The sequence below is a fragment of the Bradyrhizobium sp. Kon58 genome (genome assembly GCF_055807455.1).
On sequence record NZ_JBVVOT010000010.1, the window covers coordinates 181,153 to 200,394 of the forward strand.

Below are 19,242 nucleotides of genomic sequence, written 5' to 3' on the forward strand. Positions count from 1 at the left end.
GACTATCAGGTCGTGGGATGGTAATGGCTTGTCTCTTATTGCGCCGTTTTTGTTCGCCGTTGCTGCCGCAAGAGAACAGGGCTGTTCATGGTCGACTTATTGAATTGACGCTGCGCCCTCAGCCGAGATTGCTATCGTCAACTGACGAGGCCGCCGAAAGGAGTAGACAATGTCTGAGATGGTGGAACCCGCCGGAACGGCAGAGCTTCTCAACGAGCTCCCTCACCGGCTCCATCGAAGCTTTTCGGCGACGGCAGAGAACTCGCCGGATCGTCTTGCGCTCGTCGATGGCAACCTCAAGGTTACCTACCGCGACCTTTCGCGATTGGTGGCATTGACCGCCACGAGGCTGCACGCTTTAGGCGTGCGCCCCGGCGACAGGATCATGGTCGTCAGTGAGAACTGTGTTTCACTGGTAGCGTTGCTATTTGCGGCCAGCTCGATCGACGCTTGGGTCATCGTGGCAAATCCGAGACTTTCTGCCAGAGAGCTGGATCAAATCAGAGATCACAGCGGGGTACGACGGATCTTGATCGGAGCGGGAATCTCGGCGCATGCGGCGGACCACGCCCGCCGGATGGGCGCTTTGGATGCGGATCTGCCCTCGCTGAGCGGCGTGAGTGTCACCGAACTGCGATCGGACGCCATTCCTGAGCCGGTATCGAGCGACAGGGCCCAGCAAGTCGCGCTGCTGGTCTATACCTCGGGAACGACAGGAACGCCCAAGGGCGTGATGTTGACCCACGAGAACGTGCTTTTCAGTGCCTTAGCGATTGCCAAGACCCGGGAGTTTTGCGCGGAAGATTTGGTGTATCTCGTGCTACCGGTCTCGCATATCGCCGGCATGGCCGTTCTCCTCATGACCATGCTGACCGGCGGAACCGTTCGATTGGCCCATCGCTACGAACCTTCCGAGTTGGCTGACGCGATCGCGAAAGAAGGCGTTTCCGTGGTCTATGGAGTTCCCGCGACTTATCAAAAGCTCCTGGAATACGCCGACGCAACCCAACGTTCTCTTGGCCGCTATCGCTTGCGCGCGTTGGCGGTCGTCGGCGCGCCGATGGATCCGTCATTGAAGGCTAGGGTCCGAGAACGCATCGGCCTCAACCTGTTGAACGGTTACGGCATCACAGAGTGCTCCCCGGGGATCTCCGGCTCGCGCATCGACGTTTCGGACGACGATCTATCTGTGGGACCTCTCCTGCCCGGCATCGCGGGGAAGATCGTGTCGAAAGATGGCACCGCCTTGCCCGAGGGAGAAGTCGGAGAGCTACATGTGCGCGGACGGTACGTGATGAAGGGATATTACCGGGCGCCGGACTTGACTGCCCAAGTTGTCGACTCCGAAGGATGGTTCAACACGGGCGACCTCGCTTATTTCAAGCAGGACCAGCTATTCATCGCCGGCCGAACGAAGGAAATGATCATTCGATCGGGATTTAACGTCTATCCCGCCGAGGTCGAGGCTGTCCTCAACTCCCACACCGCAGTGTTGCAGTCTGCGGTCGTCTCTCGTCCCGTCGAGGGAAACGAGGAGGTCGTGGCGTTCGTTCAGCTGGTCAACGGAGCGTCGGCGACCGCCGCCGATATTTTGGCGTACGCCAAGATTCAACTGACAGCATACAAGCGACCTGCCGAAGTGATTATTCTTCCCGAGTTTCCCGCGTCCTCCACTGGAAAGATTCTGAAACGAAAACTGGCGGACTCGCTGCTTTAGTGGAGTGAATCCGACTACTTTGGCAATCATCGTCAAAACTGCGCAACAAGCTTCAAGACACACTTCGAAGTGTTCGTCCACTCTCGCGACGGTGGTCCTGAGAAAGCTATCGGACCACCGCCCAACCTGACGAGGTGGAACGAGATGTGCTCCGTCGAATGGATTTACAGCGAGCTTGTGAATATTGCCTTCGAGGAAGAAGAGCGAAAGCGGAAGGTGGCCGCTCTGATCGGCGGCACCCCAGTCTCGGAACGGGGCGAGGCTCAGGCACCGGTTTCGGCTCCCCTGCAAGAAGCCAGAGTTCCGATGCTCGCAAGGGCGTTGGCTGCCGTTTTCCGCTCGAGCAACGTTGGATTTAGAGCCTGAAGGATTCAGGCTCTAGCGGTCGCTTAGAAGCACGATCTTCCCCACGGTCGCCCGATCCATCAGTCGGGCCATGGCGGCGGTCGTATCCATCAGGCTGTATCGGTGCCCTATCTCCACCGAGATTTTACCCTCGACCGCCATCGAGAGGATTTTCGCGTTCAGGTCCCTCACTGCGGCGAAGTTCTTGCCCATGCCCCATCCGCCGAAGAATACGCCGACAATCGAGCAGTTCTTGAGCAATGGATAGTTCATGGCGAGCGTGGGGATGCGGCCGCTGGTGAAACCCATTACGATGATGCGACCAAGGCTGTTGATGCACCGCACGCATTGATCGAAGACGTCGCCACCGACGACGTCCAGAATGACATCGGCGCCCTTGCCTCCCGTGATACCTTTTACTCCGGTTCGAAGGTCTTCCGTGGAATAATTGATGACGTGATCGGCGCCTGCTCTAGTCACGGCATCACGCTTTCCGTCGCTCCCGACCGATGCGATCACCGTCGCTCCTAACGCCTTTCCCAATTTGATCGCGGCCATCCCGACGCCGCCCGCCGCTCCGGTGACGAGCAAGGTCTCGCCCGCTCTGAGATTCACCCGTTCGACGAGGGCGAAGTACGCCGGGCTGTACGTCAGGCGGAAGGTGGCCGCCTGCTCGAAGTCCAAGGCGGCCGGTATGATCGAGAGCGTATTGACGTCGGTGACGACCTCCTCGGCGAAGGCGCCAAAGTAGTTGAGAAACGAGACACGATCGCCGGGCTTCGCCTCGAGCACTTCCGATCCGACCTCGGTCACCTCTCCCGCACCGCAGGCACCGGGCGTATATGGCAGGTCCGGCTTGAGCTGGTAGAGGCCCTGCGCCATCAGAACGTCCATAAAGCCGAGGCTCGCGACCTTGACGGCCACTCGCACCTGTGTAGGTCCAAGACCCGCACGTTGGACATCTTGCCACCTGAGTTCATCGGTGGGGCCGAACTTGTTGCAAACGATTGCTTTCATGGCGTCGGCACCGGGGTTGGACGGAGGTCCACGATCCACTCCGCCTTCAGTCTCTTCGCGAATAGCTTCGCCTCGATTTCTTCCGCTGTCTCGAAGAGTACTGCATCAGGCGTGACTTCTACCGCGCGCTTCAGAATCTTGCGCAGCTCTTCCCCGACCGAACACCGGTCGTATCCTTCGCCCACCGCGAGGTGAACTTCGAGCAGGTCGCGCGACGTCGGATCGTCGGGCGCCTCCTTCCGAAGCACAATCTGATAGGTACGGACTCCCTTCACGCTGCGCACGGCGTCCTGAAGCCCTACGAACTCGACTCGCGCACCGCGAATCTTCGTGAAGTCCTTCTCGATGCGCCAAATTGGGGTGATCAGACGAGGAATCGTCAGACCGCAGTGCGGACAATCCCCCCAGACCATGCCGCCCGTTACGTAGTCTCCCGTCCAGTAGCGGAGGATTACCGTTCCATGCCAATCGATATGACTCCAGACGAAGACGCCAGGCTCGCCCCAAGGAACAGGCTCGAGGGTCTTGGGGTCGAGGATCTCGGCAAAGAAGTACTCCGGATCGAAATGTAGCTTCGACCCCTCGGCGCATTCGTAGAAGCCCGTCGACCTGAGTTCGGTCGAACTCATCCCTTCGAGTATCTTGGTCTCGGTAGATCCTATGGCCTGGAACAGCTCTCGAAGTAGACTTCGATAGGAGTCGGTGAGCGGTTCGCCGACGCAGATTGCGGTACGGAAGTGATCCATCGGAGGCACTGCGCCGGCGTCCACCATCCGCTTTGCGGTCCGGAGCCAATGGGACAGGTACGAGGGCAGACAGAGGATATGGGCGAATTTTCCCTCCGCCGCCAACTCTACCTGCCGTTCCGTCGGCATGACCTTTCCACCGAACGTGTTGAAGTTCGGTTGACCTCCATACAGAGGCACGAGCATCGCCGCGTAGATGCCCAGATGGGGGGCAGCCGGAAGAAGATTCAACCATTTGTCTTCCGGACGCACGAGCCCGCTTAATTCGAAGAACCAGGCGGCACCTCGCGCCAGCAGATCCATGTCCGTCGAAGTGTATCCCGTAGTGATCGACCTACCCGTCGAGCCGCCGGACATTTGAAAGTGAATCGGCTGCCAGTCCTTGAGGAATTGCTCTTTTAGACGTACCTCGGGCGTTCGCAGTTTGAAAATGTCTCTTAACCCAGGCTGCTCGGCGGCCTCGCGGTACCGCTTCAAGCGTTCTAGATCCAGCTCTTCTACCTCGTAACGACTGGGCAACCCCTGAAAGGCAGGCATCACGGTGAACTCGTCCTGATGCGCGACGATGTCCTCCTTTCTCGTGATCGGTATCTTGCGGAAGTCCTCGTAGGTTTTCAGCTCGGCAGGCTGAATGCCGTGCTTCTTCATGAGGCGCCGATAGTAAGGCGAGTAGGGATAGACGACGTCTTTCGTGTACTTCAGCAATCGCTCCAGCGATTGCGCCTGCTGCACTTGCGCGGCTGTGCCTTGGAACGTGAATTTCATCATATTGGCCTACTTCTGCAGCAAAGAACAGCCGCCTTGCTCCATGGGGCGGAAAGCTTTATCGGGAGGCAGGACGGCCGTCACTTTGGCCAAATCCCAAGGCCCGGTGGATTCCGAAGGCTTTTTCACCTCCAACACATACACCGAATGGATCTTTCGTCCGTCGAGCCGCACCTTACCATGACCGAACAACGCGTCGTCCGTCGGCAGTTCTTTCATCTTGGCCGCCACGGTCGGGCCATCGAGCGTTCCGGCGGCCTTCACCGCCTTGAGATAGTGCGTCACGGCTGAGTACGTTCCCGCCTGCGTCATGGAAGGAATTCTTCCGCCGTTCAGTTCACCGAACCGCTTGGCCCAGGACCGGGTATCGTCGTTCACGTCCCAATAGAATGCTTCGCTATAAATCAGCCCCTGAGCTGCCTGCAGCCCAAGCGCGCTGACATCGCCTGCAACAAGCAGCAACCCGACCAGCTTCTGGCCGGAAGTATCAAGTCCGAACTCGTGCGCTTGTTTGACGGCCGTGATCAGGTCGGCGCCGGCGAGAGCCAGTCCGACGACCTTCGCCTTGGACGACTGCGCCTGGAGCAGAAACGAGGAGAAGTCCGACGTGTTCAGGGGCGCGCGAACGCTTCCCAGCACCCTGCCGCCGCGCGCCGTGACCACTTCGGACGATTCGTGCTCGATGGCCCTTCCGAAAGCATAATCTGAGGTAATGAAGAACCAAGTGTCGCCGCCTCTGTCGACCATGGTGTTGGCCGTACCGTGCGCAAGCATCCAGGTGTCGTAGGTCCAATGAAACGTCGTGGGCGAGCAGGCCTTGCCCGTAAGGTCCGCAGTGGCGGGCGACGTCGCGAGCAAAATCTTTTTCTTTTGACGGGCGACTTCGTTTACGGCGAGAGCGACGGCGGAATTGGGTACGTCGACGATCGCTTCGACTCCCTCCTCGTCGAACCACCTTCTGGCAGTAACGCTTGCGGCATCCGCCTTGTTGAGATGATCGGACGAGATCACGACGATCTTCTTGCCCAGCACTTCGCCGCCGAAGTCCGTCACGGCCATTTCTGCCGCCTTTAGACCATTGGTCTGAGCGAAGGGCCCCGTTAGGTCCGACAGCACGCCTATCTTTAGCACGTCGTCGGCGAAGGCCGGCATCAGCGTGACGCCGAGCGTTAGCATGGCCATCAACGACTTCTTCAGTTTTGTCGATCCCTGGGCCCGGTACATTCGTCTGGTGCTCCCCTGCGTGTTTTCTTCGCAATAGGATCGCTTTGCGTTCGAGGCAAATTTAGCCGGCCCGCTTTTTCACTCATTGAAAACCCCGTGGCGCGCGGGCGCTCCGAATGAGGCTTACCTGAGCTGCCGACTTCTATGGACCAGTTGAAGGCCTATTTCGTCGGCGGCCTGCCTGAGCTTTGGCATGACTTTCGGGACGAAATTGCGCGAGATGCGACTGGCCCATCCCGAGACGGAGATCGCGAACACCGCCTTCCCTTCCCTGTCGAAGACGGGAGCCGCATGCGAGACTAGTCCGGGCACGGCCTCCTCGAAATCGCAACAGGCGCGCTTGGCGCGAATGTAACCGAAGTCCTTTCGCAGATGCCCGGGATCCGTGATGGTCTGCTTTGTGTAGGAGCGCAGACGTCGGCTACCGTAGAGTTCGAGGAAGGATTGTTCGCTGCCGTACGCGAGGAGCAATTTGCCCAGCGCGGTGGCGTGCGCCGCCGTCGGCATCGTCTCGAATGCATTCATCGTTTCCCGGCCGCCGTCCGCGGCCATCACACGCTCGTGCACGATGACTTCTGCTCCTCTGAGTTCACCGAACTGAATGGTCTCGCCGAATTCGGACGCCAGCCTGACCAGGATGGGGCGTACTATGCCGCGAAGATAATTCGTACGGTGAACGGTGTCGGCCAATCGGAACAACCCGTATTGGAGGTGATATCTATCTCCCTCATCTCTCCGGACGTATCCCATGTCCGCCAAGGCCGCCAACAGGCGGAAAGTCGTCGCGATGGGCAGACCTACCCGCTTGGTTATCTCGACGAGGCGCAAGGGTTGCGGGCTCGCCGTGAGCACCTCGAGAACGTCGAAGCCGCGCGTCAGCGAGCGGTTTTCATATGCTGACATTGTTGTCTCCCGTGGCCAATCTACGCTCCCAACCTGGACGATATGGTGCGCGCAGTCGCGACGGCCTCCGCCGCAACTCGTCGAAGCCGATCGGGCGTGTACGTATGCTTGAGTCCGCCGACGCTGATGGCCCCCTCCAGCCGTCCGCCTTGCCCGAAGATTGGGGCCCCTACCGCGATCACGAGCTCGGCGACGTCTTCGTCTCCGATCGCGTAGCCCCGCTCTCGATCCGATGCGATACGAGCCCGTATCGAATCGGGATCGACATTCGTCGCATTGGCACGCTTCAATAGGGGGGCCGCCAACACAGCTTCCTGCCTTTCGCGAGGAAGGTGCGCGAGGATGATGCGGGGAGCGCCGCCGCAATGAAGCGGCAGAGTGGTTCCGATAGACATGACGTTCGCCTGTATCGGCAAATCGCCGTCCACCTTGTCGATGCAGATCGCTTGTAGATTGTGTTCGACCACCAGCAGGACGGTGTTGTTCGTGGCCTCCGAGAGAGTGCGCATCGCGGGCAAAGCTGCCGATCTGAGATCGATTCCCGCGATAGCAGCGCTTCCCAGCTTGAACAGATCGAGACCCAGTCGGTATCGACCGGTCTGTTCGTCCTTGTCGACGAACCCTTCAAGTTGAAGAGATATCAACATGCGGTAGCAGACAGTCCGGGGATACCCCGTCCGTTGAACCACCTCACTCAGGCTCAGTTCTGGTTGGTCGTGCGTGAAGGTGCGGAGGATTGCCACCGCTTTGCCGACCGATTGATTCCTCTCTTTTTCAGCCATCTTCTTGTGTCCGATAATCGGAACGTACTTCCGATTATCGGACAAGTCAACGTTGCTTTTCTTTTTGAAGCGAATACCGTGGTTATCCGGCGGCAGCTTTTTCCCTAAGCGGCGCCGTCGATACACCGATGAGCGCCCGGTACTCGTCCGCGCTCATGATCTCGCGCCCCAAGCCCCTCGCGATGCTCGCGACGAGCTTGAAGTGCTCAGCGTTGCTCGTGATCATGTCGTCACGGTGTGGCCACTTCCAGACCGTGTCTTCCATTCCTACTCGGACGTGGAGCCCCATGAGAAGTGCAAGGTTTGCCAAATGCGTGCTCGCGCGCCCCGCCGCGCAAACCATGATCACGGAACTGGGGTCGATGGCGCGAATTAGACGCACGGTCCTTTGCAGACCGTCGATCATGCTGTCCGGGTCGTACATCGGGCTGCATCCCGGCAATGCGGAAAGGACCGCCCAGACGAACGGTGGCTCCAAGAGGCCGCTATCGATCAAGAACCGTCTGGCATTGTCGACATCACCGTCGGTATATACGGCGATCTGAGGCTTCATCCCGGCCGCCAGTGTCATGCGTGCCTTCTCGATCATGGCATGCGGCGATTTGACGAACATATTGTCCCCGAGCAGGACCGACGTCGTGTTGATCGGAACCGCGTCGATCAACCCCGCTTCCATGACCTTTCCCATCTCCGCGCTCTCGCGGTCGTTGACGGCCACGAGACACGCGTCGAACGAGACATGCGGATACTTGGCACGAAGAGGCAGAATGACTTGCTCGAAGAGGCGCTTGTCCAGGACGTTGTACCCCGCCTCGTCGCGCGCGTGGACGTGAATGATAGGAGCCCCCGCCTTGATGCACTCTTCGGCGGATGCGATGATCTCCTCTACGGCGACCGGCTGGTTCGGGTTCTCGCGTTTCGTGAAGAAAGCACCGTTGATCGCAGCCGAAATGAAGACCTTCTCCGGAAATTCCCATTTCGGCATCGGAGCCGCTGTCGAGTAACGTGACCGGTTTGGATCCATGATGTCGGGGATCCCATAAGGCTGCCACGAAGTCTTTATGCCGGTCTTGGACACCCACCTATCGACATGGGACCAATTGATCCCGTTCTTCTCAAGTGACATTCGTTCCTCCTCTCGCGAACAGTCGATTGCAACGAAATGAGTTGCATCGACGAACTTTCTGCTTCCGAGGATCGGACGATAGCCATAGTGCGGCCGACCACCTTTGAAAATTTCAATTTCTTTCATTGAATGAAAGCTCTTGACCCGCCTCACGCCGGCTGGATTTAGGCCGGGTCTCGATTCGCCGATTTCCGAAGCGGATTTCATACGGGAGAGGGTACCGATCGAATATCGCGGCGATCGCGTGCCGAAGTGCATTCCGATCGCTTTTGGAGCTCAACACAGCCACCTTTAGTCCGGGAGGCACGCCCCCCAGTTTCCTCCATCCAAGCCTTGGTGGCTGCAGCGAGCGCCATCATTGCCGACCTGGCGGCCCTTGCCACCGCGTCGAGTCGAAGCGCCCCCCTGTCGATCGCACCGACCGCGGGGGTCGGAAGTTCGTCCACGATGAAAATGGCTTTCGGTCGCGCCGAGGCATCCGTAATCGACGTCGCTAGATGCCGATCGACCTCCTCCGGAACGCATGATTTTCCCGATTCCACGACCACGTACATCACAAGCACTTCTCCGAAATAAGGATCCGGCATGCTTGTAGCCGCAGCAATCGCAACGAGCGGATGCTTGTTCGCGATGCCTTCGATCCAAGCAAGATCGATTTGGCGTCTGCTGCCGACAGAATTGAAATCCGTCATCGTCAGCTCATCTCCATGAACCAACCTCATCGCCGCCCGCGATTGCTGTTCAACCTGACCGGCCAGGCAACCGTGTAGGTCGTGTGCTTGAGGCTATGAGCGGCCGTCACGATTTTGGCCGCATTTCCAGATCGGGGGCACGTTTTCAGTGAATGAAAACTCTCTTGTTGGGAGGTGGAGGAAGCGACGATCGCCGGATTAGATGCCGGCGACTCGGTTTTGTTCTTGATCGATGTGTTTGTCCCGGGAGGCGAGCCTTGAAGTACTTCATCGTTTATGCACATCCGGAGCCGCAGTCCCTTAACGGTCATCTCATGAGGCGTGCGGTGGCCGGTCTCGAAGCCGCCGGACACGAAGTCAAAGTTTCCGATCTCTATGCAAGCCGATGGAAATCTGCGGCGGATGCGGACGATTTCCCGGAAGGGACCGCAAGCCCATTGATTTACGGAAAGGCCTCCGCCGAAGCCTTCAATAGCGGGACGCAGTCTCCGGACATCGCCGAGCAGCAGGCGAAATTGCTCTGGGCGGATGCGGTGATCCTGCAGTTTCCTATCTGGTGGTACGGGATGCCCGCGATCCTGAAGGGATGGGTGGATCGCGTCTACGCGCGCGGCTTTGCTTATGGGGTCGGTACCTTCGCGGGGAAGAAGTGGGGCGAGCGTTTCGGCGAGGGAGTCCTCAAAGGTCGCCGTGCGATGACGGCGGTGACTCTCGGAGGCCGAGCGGCGCAGTACGGACCCAGGGGGGTCAACGGCTCGATCGACGATATTCTGTGGCCGATACAACACGGCGTTCTCTTTTATCCGGGTATGACGGTCGTTCCTCCGACCGTCTTCTACGAAGTTGGCCGGCTCGACGCCGGAACTGTGGACGGCCTCTGCCGTAGCTATCTCGACCGCCTACTGCACATCGCGTCGACCGACCCCATTCCGTTCAGGACGCAGAACGGCGGCGACTACAACGAGCAGCAGGTGCTTCACGGGCATCTTGCGGTGGACCAAGCCGGCCTAAACATCCATCAGGCGCCACCCGCCTACTCGTCGAATACTTCGATCGGGTCCGCGGGTGACTTTACACCGCGCCATGTTGCTCCCTCGTCCAGGACCGAGGAAACCTGGCCGCACCTTGCCTCACCAGAAGATTGAAGAACCGGTGCCCGGTGACTTAGCCATGCTTCACGGGCACGGTCTCCGCGGCGATCTTGGGATAGACGACCTGCTGCGATCGATCCGCAGTCCACTGGATGAACATTGCCGATCCGTCGCTTAGCAATCCGTCGTCGGCGAACTGCAGTCCCTTGGGTTTGGCGAGGTAGAGATCGGGGGCGCCGAACGGAATCTCTATCTTCCTGAACGCATCGACGAGTTGCCCGGGCTCCAAGGAAGTCGACATTTCAAGCACTCGCTGCAGAACCCGAGCCGCCTGCGCGAACTGAATAGCTCCTTGCCCGACGTGCTCGATCTTGCCATTCGCGCGAAGCTCTTCCGCGATTGCGCGCATGGCAGGTATTTTCGCGCCGGGACTGAACGCCGTCATGCCGAAGACGTCCGACGTCAGCACAGACTTTGCGACGTCCGGCCCCAATTCGCTCCACATCGATTGGTCGGAGTAGCCCAATCCGCTGCAGAAGATGCTGCCGTGATAGCCGGCCTCGTACCGGGCGCGTTGCAAGAGGATTCCGTTGCGGGGCGTGACCAGACCCGCGACGATATCCGGCTTGAGGTAACGAATCCTCTCCATGGCCCCGGCATGGTCGGATGCCTTCGGGTCGAGGGGCAGGTTGCCGACGATTTGGAAGCCGCTTTCCAATAGTCGTTTGGGCAAGAACTTGTTGACTTGCTGTCCGCCTTCATAGTCCGAATAGGCCATCACGGCCGTCTTTAACGGATACTTCGCAGCGTCCCGCAAGTAGACCAGGAGATCCTGGATGTTCTGCGCGGTTCCTCGGTCATACGGATAGCCAAGCGAGAATATCCGGTCCGACTCCGCGCCCCCGCCCCAAACCGAAAGCGCCGGCGTCTTGAGCTCCTTCAGCACCGGGGCGATTGCAATCATCTGAACGCTCTGAAGAGAGCCGACGAGAACGCTGACTCCTTCCTTCTGGATCAATCTACGCGCCTCCGAGGCCGCATTCGAAGGCTGGCTTTCGTCGTCCGCAAGGACGAGTTCGATCAGCGCACCGCCTTTGCTCGTTATGCCGCCCGTGCTGTTGATCGACTTGATGACGTGCTCGAACGCCGGCTGGCCTTCGCGTCCATAGGCGGCGAGCGAGCCGCTCATGGAGTTAAGGACGCCTACTCGAATGGGCTTTCCGCCCGTGACCTGCGCTCTGATTGGCACCAGTCCAAGGCCAAGAGCGGCTGGAACGGCAAGTGCGAATGCTCTTCGATTGATCAAAACCGCCTCCCGACGACGATCGAAGCTTATTGCTTCATTTATTGAAGCTATGTAGTCTAGCGGGCCAGGCTCGTCAACGGACGGTCTCAAATCCGCTTGAAGCGATCGACCTGGTTCGACCTCTCGATTGCTTTGTCGACTGCAGGCAAATAGATTACACCTGTAATATATTTTGGGCCTCGGAGTGGGGTCGCCCGAAGGCCAACAAGCGTTTTGGATCGGCTCTCGGCTAACTGCAGAAAAACGCGTCCGACGAGGGTCTAGAGATGCTTTCGAACATGTTGGCGCCAGCCTTGGCAAAACGAGGAATCCATTACGGCTGGTTGGTCGTTTCGGTCGCGTTTGTGACGATGCTGGCGACGGCCGCGGCGATGGGAATGCCCGGCGTATTGCTGTTGCCGCTCAAGAACGAATTCGGCTGGGACTATGGTCTGATTTCCGGGGCGCTCGCTTTGCGATTGGCTCTGTTCGGATTGGTTGGCCCATTCGCGGCTGCCCTGATGCACCGCTACGGACTTCGCCGGGTTGTCAGTATTGCGCTTGGAGCGATCTCGATCGGACTTGCTTTGGCGACCCAGATGACTGCGATTTGGCAGCTGTGGGCTACCTGGGGGATCCTGCTCGGCCTCTCGACCGGCGTTACCGCAAACGTCTTGGGAGCGACCATCGCGACGAGGTGGTTTACGAAGAACCGCGGCTTGGTGGTGGGAATATTGAGCGCGAGCACGGCGACCGGTCAATTGCTCTTCCTGCCGGCGGCGGCTTGGCTTGCCGATCATATGGGGTGGCGAATGGCGATGCTTCCGGCAGGAATCACCTGTCTCGTCTGCCTCGGCCTGGTGCTGCTCTTCGTTCGCGACTATCCCAGCCACGTGGGACTTCCTGCTTACGGCGACGAGGAGCTATTCCATCCTCGGGATCCCAAAGCCGACGGCAACGTGGTGAAAACGAGCTTCAAGACGCTCGGGTTCGCCTCTCGCAATGTCAATTTCTGGATTCTCGCCGGTACTTTCTTCATCTGCGGCCTATCGACCAGCGGTTTGATACAGAATCATTTCATTCCGTTCTGTCACGACTACGGTCTCGACTCCGTAACGGCGTCGGGAGTCCTGGCGCTCATCGGCGCCTGCGACTTCATCGGAACTATCGGCTCCGGTTGGCTCTCCGATCGCTACGATAGCCGCTGGCTCCTGTTCTGGTATTACGGACTCCGGGGGCTGAGTCTTGTTCTCCTGCCCTACTCGGACTTTTCCTTCTACGGACTAAGTCTCTTCGCCATCTTTTACGGTCTTGATTGGATCGCAACGATCCCTCCGACCGTAAAGCTCACGGGCGAGCAGTTTGGAAGAGAGAGAGGGCCACTCGTGTTCGGCTGGATATTCACCGCCCACCAGCTCGGCGCCGCGACCGCGGCCCTCGGGGCCGGACTCACTCGAGAGACCTTCGCAAGCTATCTGCCGGCCTTCATGGCAGCTGGCGCCATGTGCATCATCGCGGCCGCGGCGGTCATGTTGGTCAGCCGCCGCAGCGCGGCGCCCGCCGGGGCTACCTGATATTAATCATCGCCTGCGGCTTCCGAGGTCATTGACTAGTTCTAAAAAGGAACTGTAAAAGCATCGATAAAGAGCCGCAGGGAGGCGACAATGGTATTCGCTGCTGAGTCCAGTTCGTACTTGGACTTGCTTCCGCGACGGGTTCATTTGGCTCACGAGACGCGCGCCGATCTGCGCGATGAGATCGCGCTTTCGGGCGACGACGGCGCTGTTTCCTATGGTGACCTTCCCAGCGCCATCAGGGATTGCGCCGACGATCTGACGGCGCTCGGCATTAGAGCAGGCGACCGCGTGATGATCGTCGCGGAGAACAGTTTGGCGCTTGCATTGCTCTTTCTCGCCAGCAGCGCCGTCGATGCGTGGCCGATCGTGGTGAACCCTCGCCTCTCGACGCGTGAGCTCGACCTCATCAGGGACCATAGCGGCGCCCGCCGGATGTTCTTCGCCGGCGCGGTGTCGAAGGAAGCCGCGGCTCATGCCAGAAGATACGAGGGGCAGGAGGCAAGCTTTCGTCGTGTTCGTGGGGTGGCTGCGGCCCTACTCAACGAGGGCGCATTACAAGAGCCGGTCTTCGAAAGGGCCGAGTCGCAGGTCGGCGTATTAATCTATACGTCCGGAACGACCGGCACTCCTAAGGGAGTGATGCTGAGCCACCGGAACCTTCTCTTCAGCGCCCGCACGGCGGCGGAGGTGCGCAACATGACGGATGCGGACCGGGTCTATCTCGTCCTTCCGGCGTCGCACATCGTCGGCGTTTCAGTTCTCATCATGAGTCTCATGGTCGGCGCAACCGTACGCTTGGTGAGCAAGTACGACCCGGCGGCACTAGCGAAATCCGCCGCGAGCGGCGAGGTTACGGTTCTGAACGGCGTACCCGCGACCTACCAGCGATTGCTTGAATACCAGGCCCAGTCCGGGGTCGATTTGGAGCGGGGGCATTTGCGACTGATCACCGTCGCGGGCGCCCCCTTGGATCTCGATCTCAAGCAACGAACGGAACGCGCGCTGGCGTTGCCGCTTCTCAATGGTTATGGGATCACCGAATGCTCGCCCGGCATTTCCGCGGTCCGACTTGAAACGCCGCGGATGGACAACTCCGTGGGCACGGTGCTGCCTGGCGTGCAGATACGCCTCGTCGATTCCAAAGGCAGAATGGCTGAAGACGGCCAAGCAGGCGAACTGCATGTCCGCGGGCCGAACGTCATGATGGGATACTACAAGGCCCCGGAACTCACGACCAAGGCGATCGACGAGGACGGCTGGTTCAATACCGGCGACCTGGCCACGCTGCAGGATGGCGGGCTCTTCATCGTCGGCCGGACCAAGGAAATGATCATCCGCTCCGGGTTCAACGTCTATCCTGCAGAAATCGAAGCCGTCCTGGCGTCTCATGAGGCAGTGGTCCAATGCGCTGTCGTCGGTAGAAGGGTCGAAGGCAACGAAGAAGTAGTTGCCTTTGTTCAACTGATAAGCGGCTCTCAGGTGAGTGTTGCGGACCTTATGGAGTTCGTCCGTCCACAGCTCACCTCGTACAAGCGCCCCTCCGAGATCGTTTTAATGCCGGCTTTGCCGGCGACTTCGACGGGCAAGATCCGAAAGCATCTTCTGGCCGAATCCTTCAGGAAACCATGACTCCCGTGGCTTTCCGGATCGGACAGATACTAGCGAGCCGGCCGGCGCCAAGCCGGTCGGCCGCCTTTTCATTCCCAAGGAGACGTAAATGAAGACGGCCATCACCGAACTGTTCGGGATCAAGCATCCCATCATCCAAGGCGGAATGCACTACGTCGGATTCGCTGAAATGGCATCTGCCGTCTCGAACGCCGGTGGGCTGGGGATGATAACCGGGCTGACGCAGAAGACGCCCGAACTTCTCGCGAAGGAGATCGCCCGCTGCCGCGAGATGACGGACAAGCAATTCGGCGTGAACCTTACTTTCCTGCCGACTTTCTCGGCTCCTCCCTATCCGGAATATATCCGCGCCATTGTGGAAGGCGGCGTTCGCATCGTCGAGACGGCCGGCCGTAGCCCGGAACAATACATGCCGTCCCTAAAGGCTGCCGGCATCAAGGTCATTCACAAATGCACGTCGGTGCGACATTCGCTCAAGGCCCAGCAGATCGGTTGCGATGCCGTCAGCGTCGATGGTTTCGAATGTGGCGGTCACCCGGGCGAGGATGATATTCCGAACATGATCCTCCTGCCTCGTGCCGCCGATGAGTTGAAGATTCCGTTCGTCGCGTCCGGTGGAATGGCCGATGCTCGCAGCTTGGTCGCCGCATTGGCGCTGGGAGCGGCCGGCATGAACATGGGAACCCGCTTCATTGCGACGAAGGAAGCCCCGGTGCACGAGAATGTCAAGAACGCCTTAGTCGAGGCCACCGAGCTCGACACCAGACTTGTCATGCGTCCCCTTCGGAACACCGAACGAGTACTCAAGAATGCCGGCGTCGAACGCTTGCTCGAGATCGAAAAGGAAAAGGGGCGCAGTCTCAAGATTGAAGACATTCACGAGCAGGTCGCCGGCGTCTACCCGAGAGTCATGGTCGACGGGGATATGGACGCCGGAGCCTGGAGCTGCGGGATGGTGGTCGGATTGATCAACGACATCCCTTCCGTAAAGGAGCTCATCGACCGTATCATGAGCGATGCCGAACGGATCATCAAGCAGCGGCTGGCGAAATTCGTCAATGACGAGGCCGGCCTCATGGGACGCGCTCACTGACAACGACGAAGCCCCGGGATCGCTGCTTCACAGCGATCCGAGGCTGGACACCGTCCCCCGCGATCGCGGATGCCGATCAGGCCACGGTGCGGCCCGAGATCGCCTTTACTTCGAGATACTCTTCGAGACCGAATTTTCCCCACTCGCGCCCGTTGCCCGATTGTTTGTAGCCGCCGAAAGGAGCGTGCATCTCGTTGGGAGCCCCGTTCAGATTCACTGTTCCCGCGCGCAACTGCCGACCGACCCGCTCCGCCCTTTCTGCGGTGCCGGCGTAAACGTAACCAGCGATACCGAAAGGAGTGTCGTTCGCGATCCGAATGGCATCGTCCTCGTCCTTGGCCCCAATGATCGAAACCACCGGTCCAAAGATCTCCTCCCGCGCAATTGTCATGTCGTTGCGGACGTTCGCAAAAACCGTCGGCCTGACGAAGAATCCGCGGTTCGCACCGTCCGGAAGACCGAGGCCGCCGGAGACGAGCGTCGCTCCCTCCGCGATGCCCGTACGGATCAGGGTCTGGATCTTGTCCCACTGAAGTTTGGAGACGACGGGCCCGATCTTTGTGTCGGGATCCCGTGGATTGCCGGCTTTGGTGCGTTGCGCGACTGTAGCGGCGATCGCGATGACTTCTTCCATACGCGATTGAGGCACGATCATTCGGGTCGGAGCGTTACAGGATTGCCCTGAATTGTTGAATACGTGGGCAACGCCGTTGGTCACGGCCTTCGTAAAATCGGCGTCGTCCAGGATGACGTTGGGCGACTTCCCGCCGAGCTCCTGACTGACGCGCTTCACGGTTTGCGCTGCTCTGATCGCCACATCGATGCCCGCCTTCGTAGATCCCGTGAACGAGATCATATCGATCCCTGGGTGCTCGCTCATGGCGACACCGACATCCGGACCCAATCCGTTGACGAGATTGAACACTCCGGGCGGCAATCCCGCTTCATGCAGTATCTCGGCAAACAAAAGAGCGGAAGTTGGCGCGAATTCGGAGGGTTTCAGGACCATCGCGCATCCGGCCGCGATGGCCGGCGCCACCTTGCATGCGATCTGATTGAGCGGCCAGTTCCAAGGGGTGATCATTCCGACCACGCCCAGTGGCTCTCTTACGATGGTTGCGCGCCCCAGCGGCTCTTCGAATTGATAGCTTCGAAGCACCTCCAATGCAGAAGTAATGTGGTTCAAGCCCGCGCCCACCTGGACTTTTTCGGCGAACCGAATTGGAGCTCCCATTTCGTCAGATATGGCCGCCGCGAGCTCGCCTGCACGGGACCGGTACACCTCCGCTATGCGCTCAAGGATGCCGACGCGCGTTTCTCTGCTTGTCTTGGAGTAGGTTTCGAACGCTTTGCGCGCGGCCACCACGGCACGGTCAACATCGACTTTCGATCCGAGGGAGACGTTGTACATGACCTCCTCGGTCGCTGGATTTACGACCGACGTTTCCTTCGCGAGCGATGGGTCGACCCATTCGCCGTCGATGTAAAATTTGCTGCGATTGACCATGTTTGCATTCCTGTTGGTTCGTGGCCGGGGGCGACGCGCCTAAGCCGCCTTCTTCTGTTCGATGATGGATTCTTCGACGTCCCTCAGCTGATCCTTTCCGAAGAACATCTCTTTGTTTACGAAGAACGTCGGAGAACCGAACGTTCCACGTTCGACGGCCGTGTTGGTGTTCTCGATCAGCTTCTTCTTGACGTCATCATGTTGCGAACGGGCGACGATCCGCTCGATGTCGATACCCGAGCCTGCAAAGGCCGCCATGAAGACCTCGGAATCATCCATCTTCTTGGGGGCCTCCCACATATGGTGGTAGGCCGCTTTGAAGTAGGATTCGAAGAGCCCTTCGAACTGAGCCGCCACCGCTCCTCTCATGAGCGCCAAAGTATTCACGGGAAAGAACGGGTTGCGCACGAACGTCGTAATCTTGTGCCGTCTCAGAAAGCGCTGCGTCTCCAGCGCGAAGAATTCGCCCTTGTTGCGGATGCCTCGCATGGACTCGGCAGGCGAGAGGTTGTTGGTCGCCTTGTAGACCCCGCCTAACAGCACCGGGACGTACTCGAAGGTCACGCCGGTCCGCCGCTCGATTTCCGGCAGCACGAGCTGGGCCAGGTAGGCGTTCGGGCTTCCGAAATCGAAATGGAATTCAGCCTTCATTGACCCCTCCGCAATTTTTTGACTTTGCGCGAGCGCTCGCCGCGCGCCCCTTGCATCAATGTCCAATATAGTTCTATTTTCGAACTGTCAATTTTGAAGCTACTCGCGGGTCGCGGCATGCACCCGCATGGCAGAGGATCGCCCTATGCGTATTTTTTCCGGAGCACTGGCGACCTTGACCGCCGTGACCTTCTTGGGAGCGGCGAGCGCGGCGGAAAAAATCAAGATCGGCTGTACGGCGACCACCGATTGCGCTTCAGCGCTCGTTGCCATCGACGAAGGCATCTTCAGCCGGTACGGACTCGAGGTCGAGCCGATCCTGATCGGACTAACGTCGAACATCCCCGCGGCGATAATGTCCGACTCCATTCAGATCGGAGCGCCCACATCGGCCGTTTTCCTCCAGGCGGTCGACGGCGGCCTGGATCTCGTGGGAGTGGCCGGCGGGACCGTGATGACCGAAACATCGAACGGGAACATCACTGCTTTCGTCAGAAACGGTATCAAGATAACCGACCCAAAGGACTTTATCGGCAAGAAGGTGGGAGCCCCGGGCATCGGGGCGGCGCTTCATGTAATGTTCGTCAAGTGGCTGATGGAAAAGGGCGTGGATCCCAGAAGCGTGAACTTCGTCGAAGTCTCGTTTCCGACTATGGCGGACGCCATCAAGTCGGGAGGCGTCGACGGGGTTCTCACCACCGAACCATACGTCTCTCGCCTTAACGCGGCCGGGTTCGGCACGATCGGCGTACGCTACGCGCTTGAACTGAATAGATCCGAGCCTATCATTTTCTACGCGTCTTCGCGCGAGTGGGCCGCCGGGCATGCGGCCACGGTCACCAAGTTTCGCGCAGCAATCAGCGAGGCAGCCGTCGTGGTGAACACTGATCGCGAGAAGGCATCGATTTCGATCGCCAGATTTACCAAGCAACCCCTCGAGCTCGTTCGTATTTCCCCGCCGAACAAGGCGGAGCCTGCTCTGAAGGGAAATCAGTTGTCTTGGTGGGTCGATGTTATGGGTGCCCAGAAGATGTTGCAGGGATCGATAGACCTCAAGACCGTGGTTCTGGACTGACGGACCTCGTAAAAATT

Annotated in this window: 16 protein-coding genes; 6 read left to right on the forward strand and 10 right to left on the reverse strand. The window is 59.2% G+C overall.

From position 1 onward, the window contains the following. The first annotated feature begins 169 nt into the window (after window positions 1-169). A complete protein-coding gene (locus AC0L20_RS19280; RefSeq protein ID WP_473290821.1) occupies window positions 170-1,717 on the forward strand; it encodes a class I adenylate-forming enzyme family protein in 1,548 nt (515 codons plus the stop codon). 378 nt (window positions 1,718-2,095) lie between these two features. Here the strand turns inward: AC0L20_RS19280 and AC0L20_RS19285 are convergent, their stop codons facing one another. From AC0L20_RS19285 to AC0L20_RS19315, 7 genes are all read right to left on the reverse strand, one after another. Beyond that, window positions 2,096-3,079, reverse strand: a complete 984-nt coding sequence (locus AC0L20_RS19285) for an NADPH:quinone oxidoreductase family protein (RefSeq protein ID WP_473290823.1) — start codon at window positions 3,077-3,079, stop codon at window positions 2,096-2,098. Then, window positions 3,076-4,593, reverse strand: coding sequence for a phenylacetate--CoA ligase family protein (locus AC0L20_RS19290; protein WP_473290825.1), 1,518 nt, complete (start codon window positions 4,591-4,593; stop codon window positions 3,076-3,078). The genes AC0L20_RS19285 and AC0L20_RS19290 overlap by 4 nt, the downstream gene beginning before the upstream one ends. 6 nt (window positions 4,594-4,599) lie before the next feature. Then, window positions 4,600-5,814: an ABC transporter substrate-binding protein gene (locus tag AC0L20_RS19295; RefSeq protein WP_473290827.1), complete on the reverse strand. Its 1,215-nt coding sequence runs from the start codon at window positions 5,812-5,814 to the stop codon at window positions 4,600-4,602. Between the two features lie 123 nt (window positions 5,815-5,937). Further along, entirely contained in the window at window positions 5,938-6,717 is a 780-nt protein-coding gene (locus AC0L20_RS19300; protein WP_473290829.1) for an IclR family transcriptional regulator, read from the reverse strand. A 20-nt stretch (window positions 6,718-6,737) separates the two neighbouring features. Next, window positions 6,738-7,625, reverse strand: a complete 888-nt coding sequence (locus tag AC0L20_RS19305; RefSeq protein ID WP_473290832.1) for an IclR family transcriptional regulator — start codon at window positions 7,623-7,625, stop codon at window positions 6,738-6,740. Then, complete coding sequence (locus tag AC0L20_RS19310; RefSeq protein WP_473290834.1) at window positions 7,582-8,751, reverse strand: beta-keto acid cleavage family enzyme; 1,170 nt, start codon at window positions 8,749-8,751, stop codon at window positions 7,582-7,584. Before AC0L20_RS19310 ends, AC0L20_RS19305 begins: the two co-directional genes overlap by 44 nt. A 77-nt stretch (window positions 8,752-8,828) precedes the next feature. Then, complete coding sequence (locus AC0L20_RS19315; protein ID WP_473290836.1) at window positions 8,829-9,317, reverse strand: AMP-binding enzyme; 489 nt, start codon at window positions 9,315-9,317, stop codon at window positions 8,829-8,831. A 257-nt stretch (window positions 9,318-9,574) separates the two neighbouring features. On the opposite strand from AC0L20_RS19315, the gene AC0L20_RS19320 reads away from it, so the two are divergent. Beyond that, entirely contained in the window at window positions 9,575-10,462 is an 888-nt protein-coding gene (locus AC0L20_RS19320) for an NAD(P)H-dependent oxidoreductase (protein WP_473290840.1), read from the forward strand. Between the two features lie 19 nt (window positions 10,463-10,481). Here AC0L20_RS19320 and AC0L20_RS19325 read toward each other — a convergent pair whose 3' ends face one another. Beyond that, window positions 10,482-11,657 carry an ABC transporter substrate-binding protein gene (locus tag AC0L20_RS19325; protein WP_473290936.1) on the reverse strand — a complete coding sequence of 392 codons (1,176 nt, stop codon included), beginning with the start codon at window positions 11,655-11,657 and terminating at the stop codon, window positions 10,482-10,484. Between the two features lie 323 nt (window positions 11,658-11,980). Here AC0L20_RS19325 and AC0L20_RS19330 point away from each other — a divergent pair, with 323 nt between their 5' ends. The 3 genes from AC0L20_RS19330 (at window position 11,981) to AC0L20_RS19340 (ending at window position 15,992) form a co-directional block, all read left to right on the forward strand. Beyond that, entirely contained in the window at window positions 11,981-13,267 is a 1,287-nt protein-coding gene (locus AC0L20_RS19330) for an MFS transporter (protein WP_473290842.1), read from the forward strand. 90 nt (window positions 13,268-13,357) lie between these two features. Next, complete coding sequence (locus tag AC0L20_RS19335; RefSeq protein WP_473290844.1) at window positions 13,358-14,899, forward strand: class I adenylate-forming enzyme family protein; 1,542 nt, start codon at window positions 13,358-13,360, stop codon at window positions 14,897-14,899. 88 nt (window positions 14,900-14,987) lie between these two features. Next, entirely contained in the window at window positions 14,988-15,992 is a 1,005-nt protein-coding gene (locus tag AC0L20_RS19340; RefSeq protein WP_473290847.1) for an NAD(P)H-dependent flavin oxidoreductase, read from the forward strand. 76 nt (window positions 15,993-16,068) lie between these two features. Here AC0L20_RS19340 and AC0L20_RS19345 read toward each other — a convergent pair whose 3' ends face one another. Together AC0L20_RS19345 and AC0L20_RS19350 are read right to left on the reverse strand one after the other, a co-directional pair. Continuing rightward, window positions 16,069-17,499 carry an aldehyde dehydrogenase family protein gene (locus tag AC0L20_RS19345; RefSeq protein WP_473290850.1) on the reverse strand — a complete coding sequence of 477 codons (1,431 nt, stop codon included), beginning with the start codon at window positions 17,497-17,499 and terminating at the stop codon, window positions 16,069-16,071. 39 nt (window positions 17,500-17,538) lie between these two features. Further along, a complete protein-coding gene (locus AC0L20_RS19350) occupies window positions 17,539-18,150 on the reverse strand; it encodes a DsbA family protein (protein WP_473290852.1) in 612 nt (203 codons plus the stop codon). A 145-nt stretch (window positions 18,151-18,295) separates the two neighbouring features. On the opposite strand from AC0L20_RS19350, the gene AC0L20_RS19355 reads away from it, so the two are divergent. Next, entirely contained in the window at window positions 18,296-19,225 is a 930-nt protein-coding gene (locus tag AC0L20_RS19355) for an ABC transporter substrate-binding protein (RefSeq protein WP_473290856.1), read from the forward strand. Window positions 19,226-19,242 lie beyond the last annotated feature (17 nt).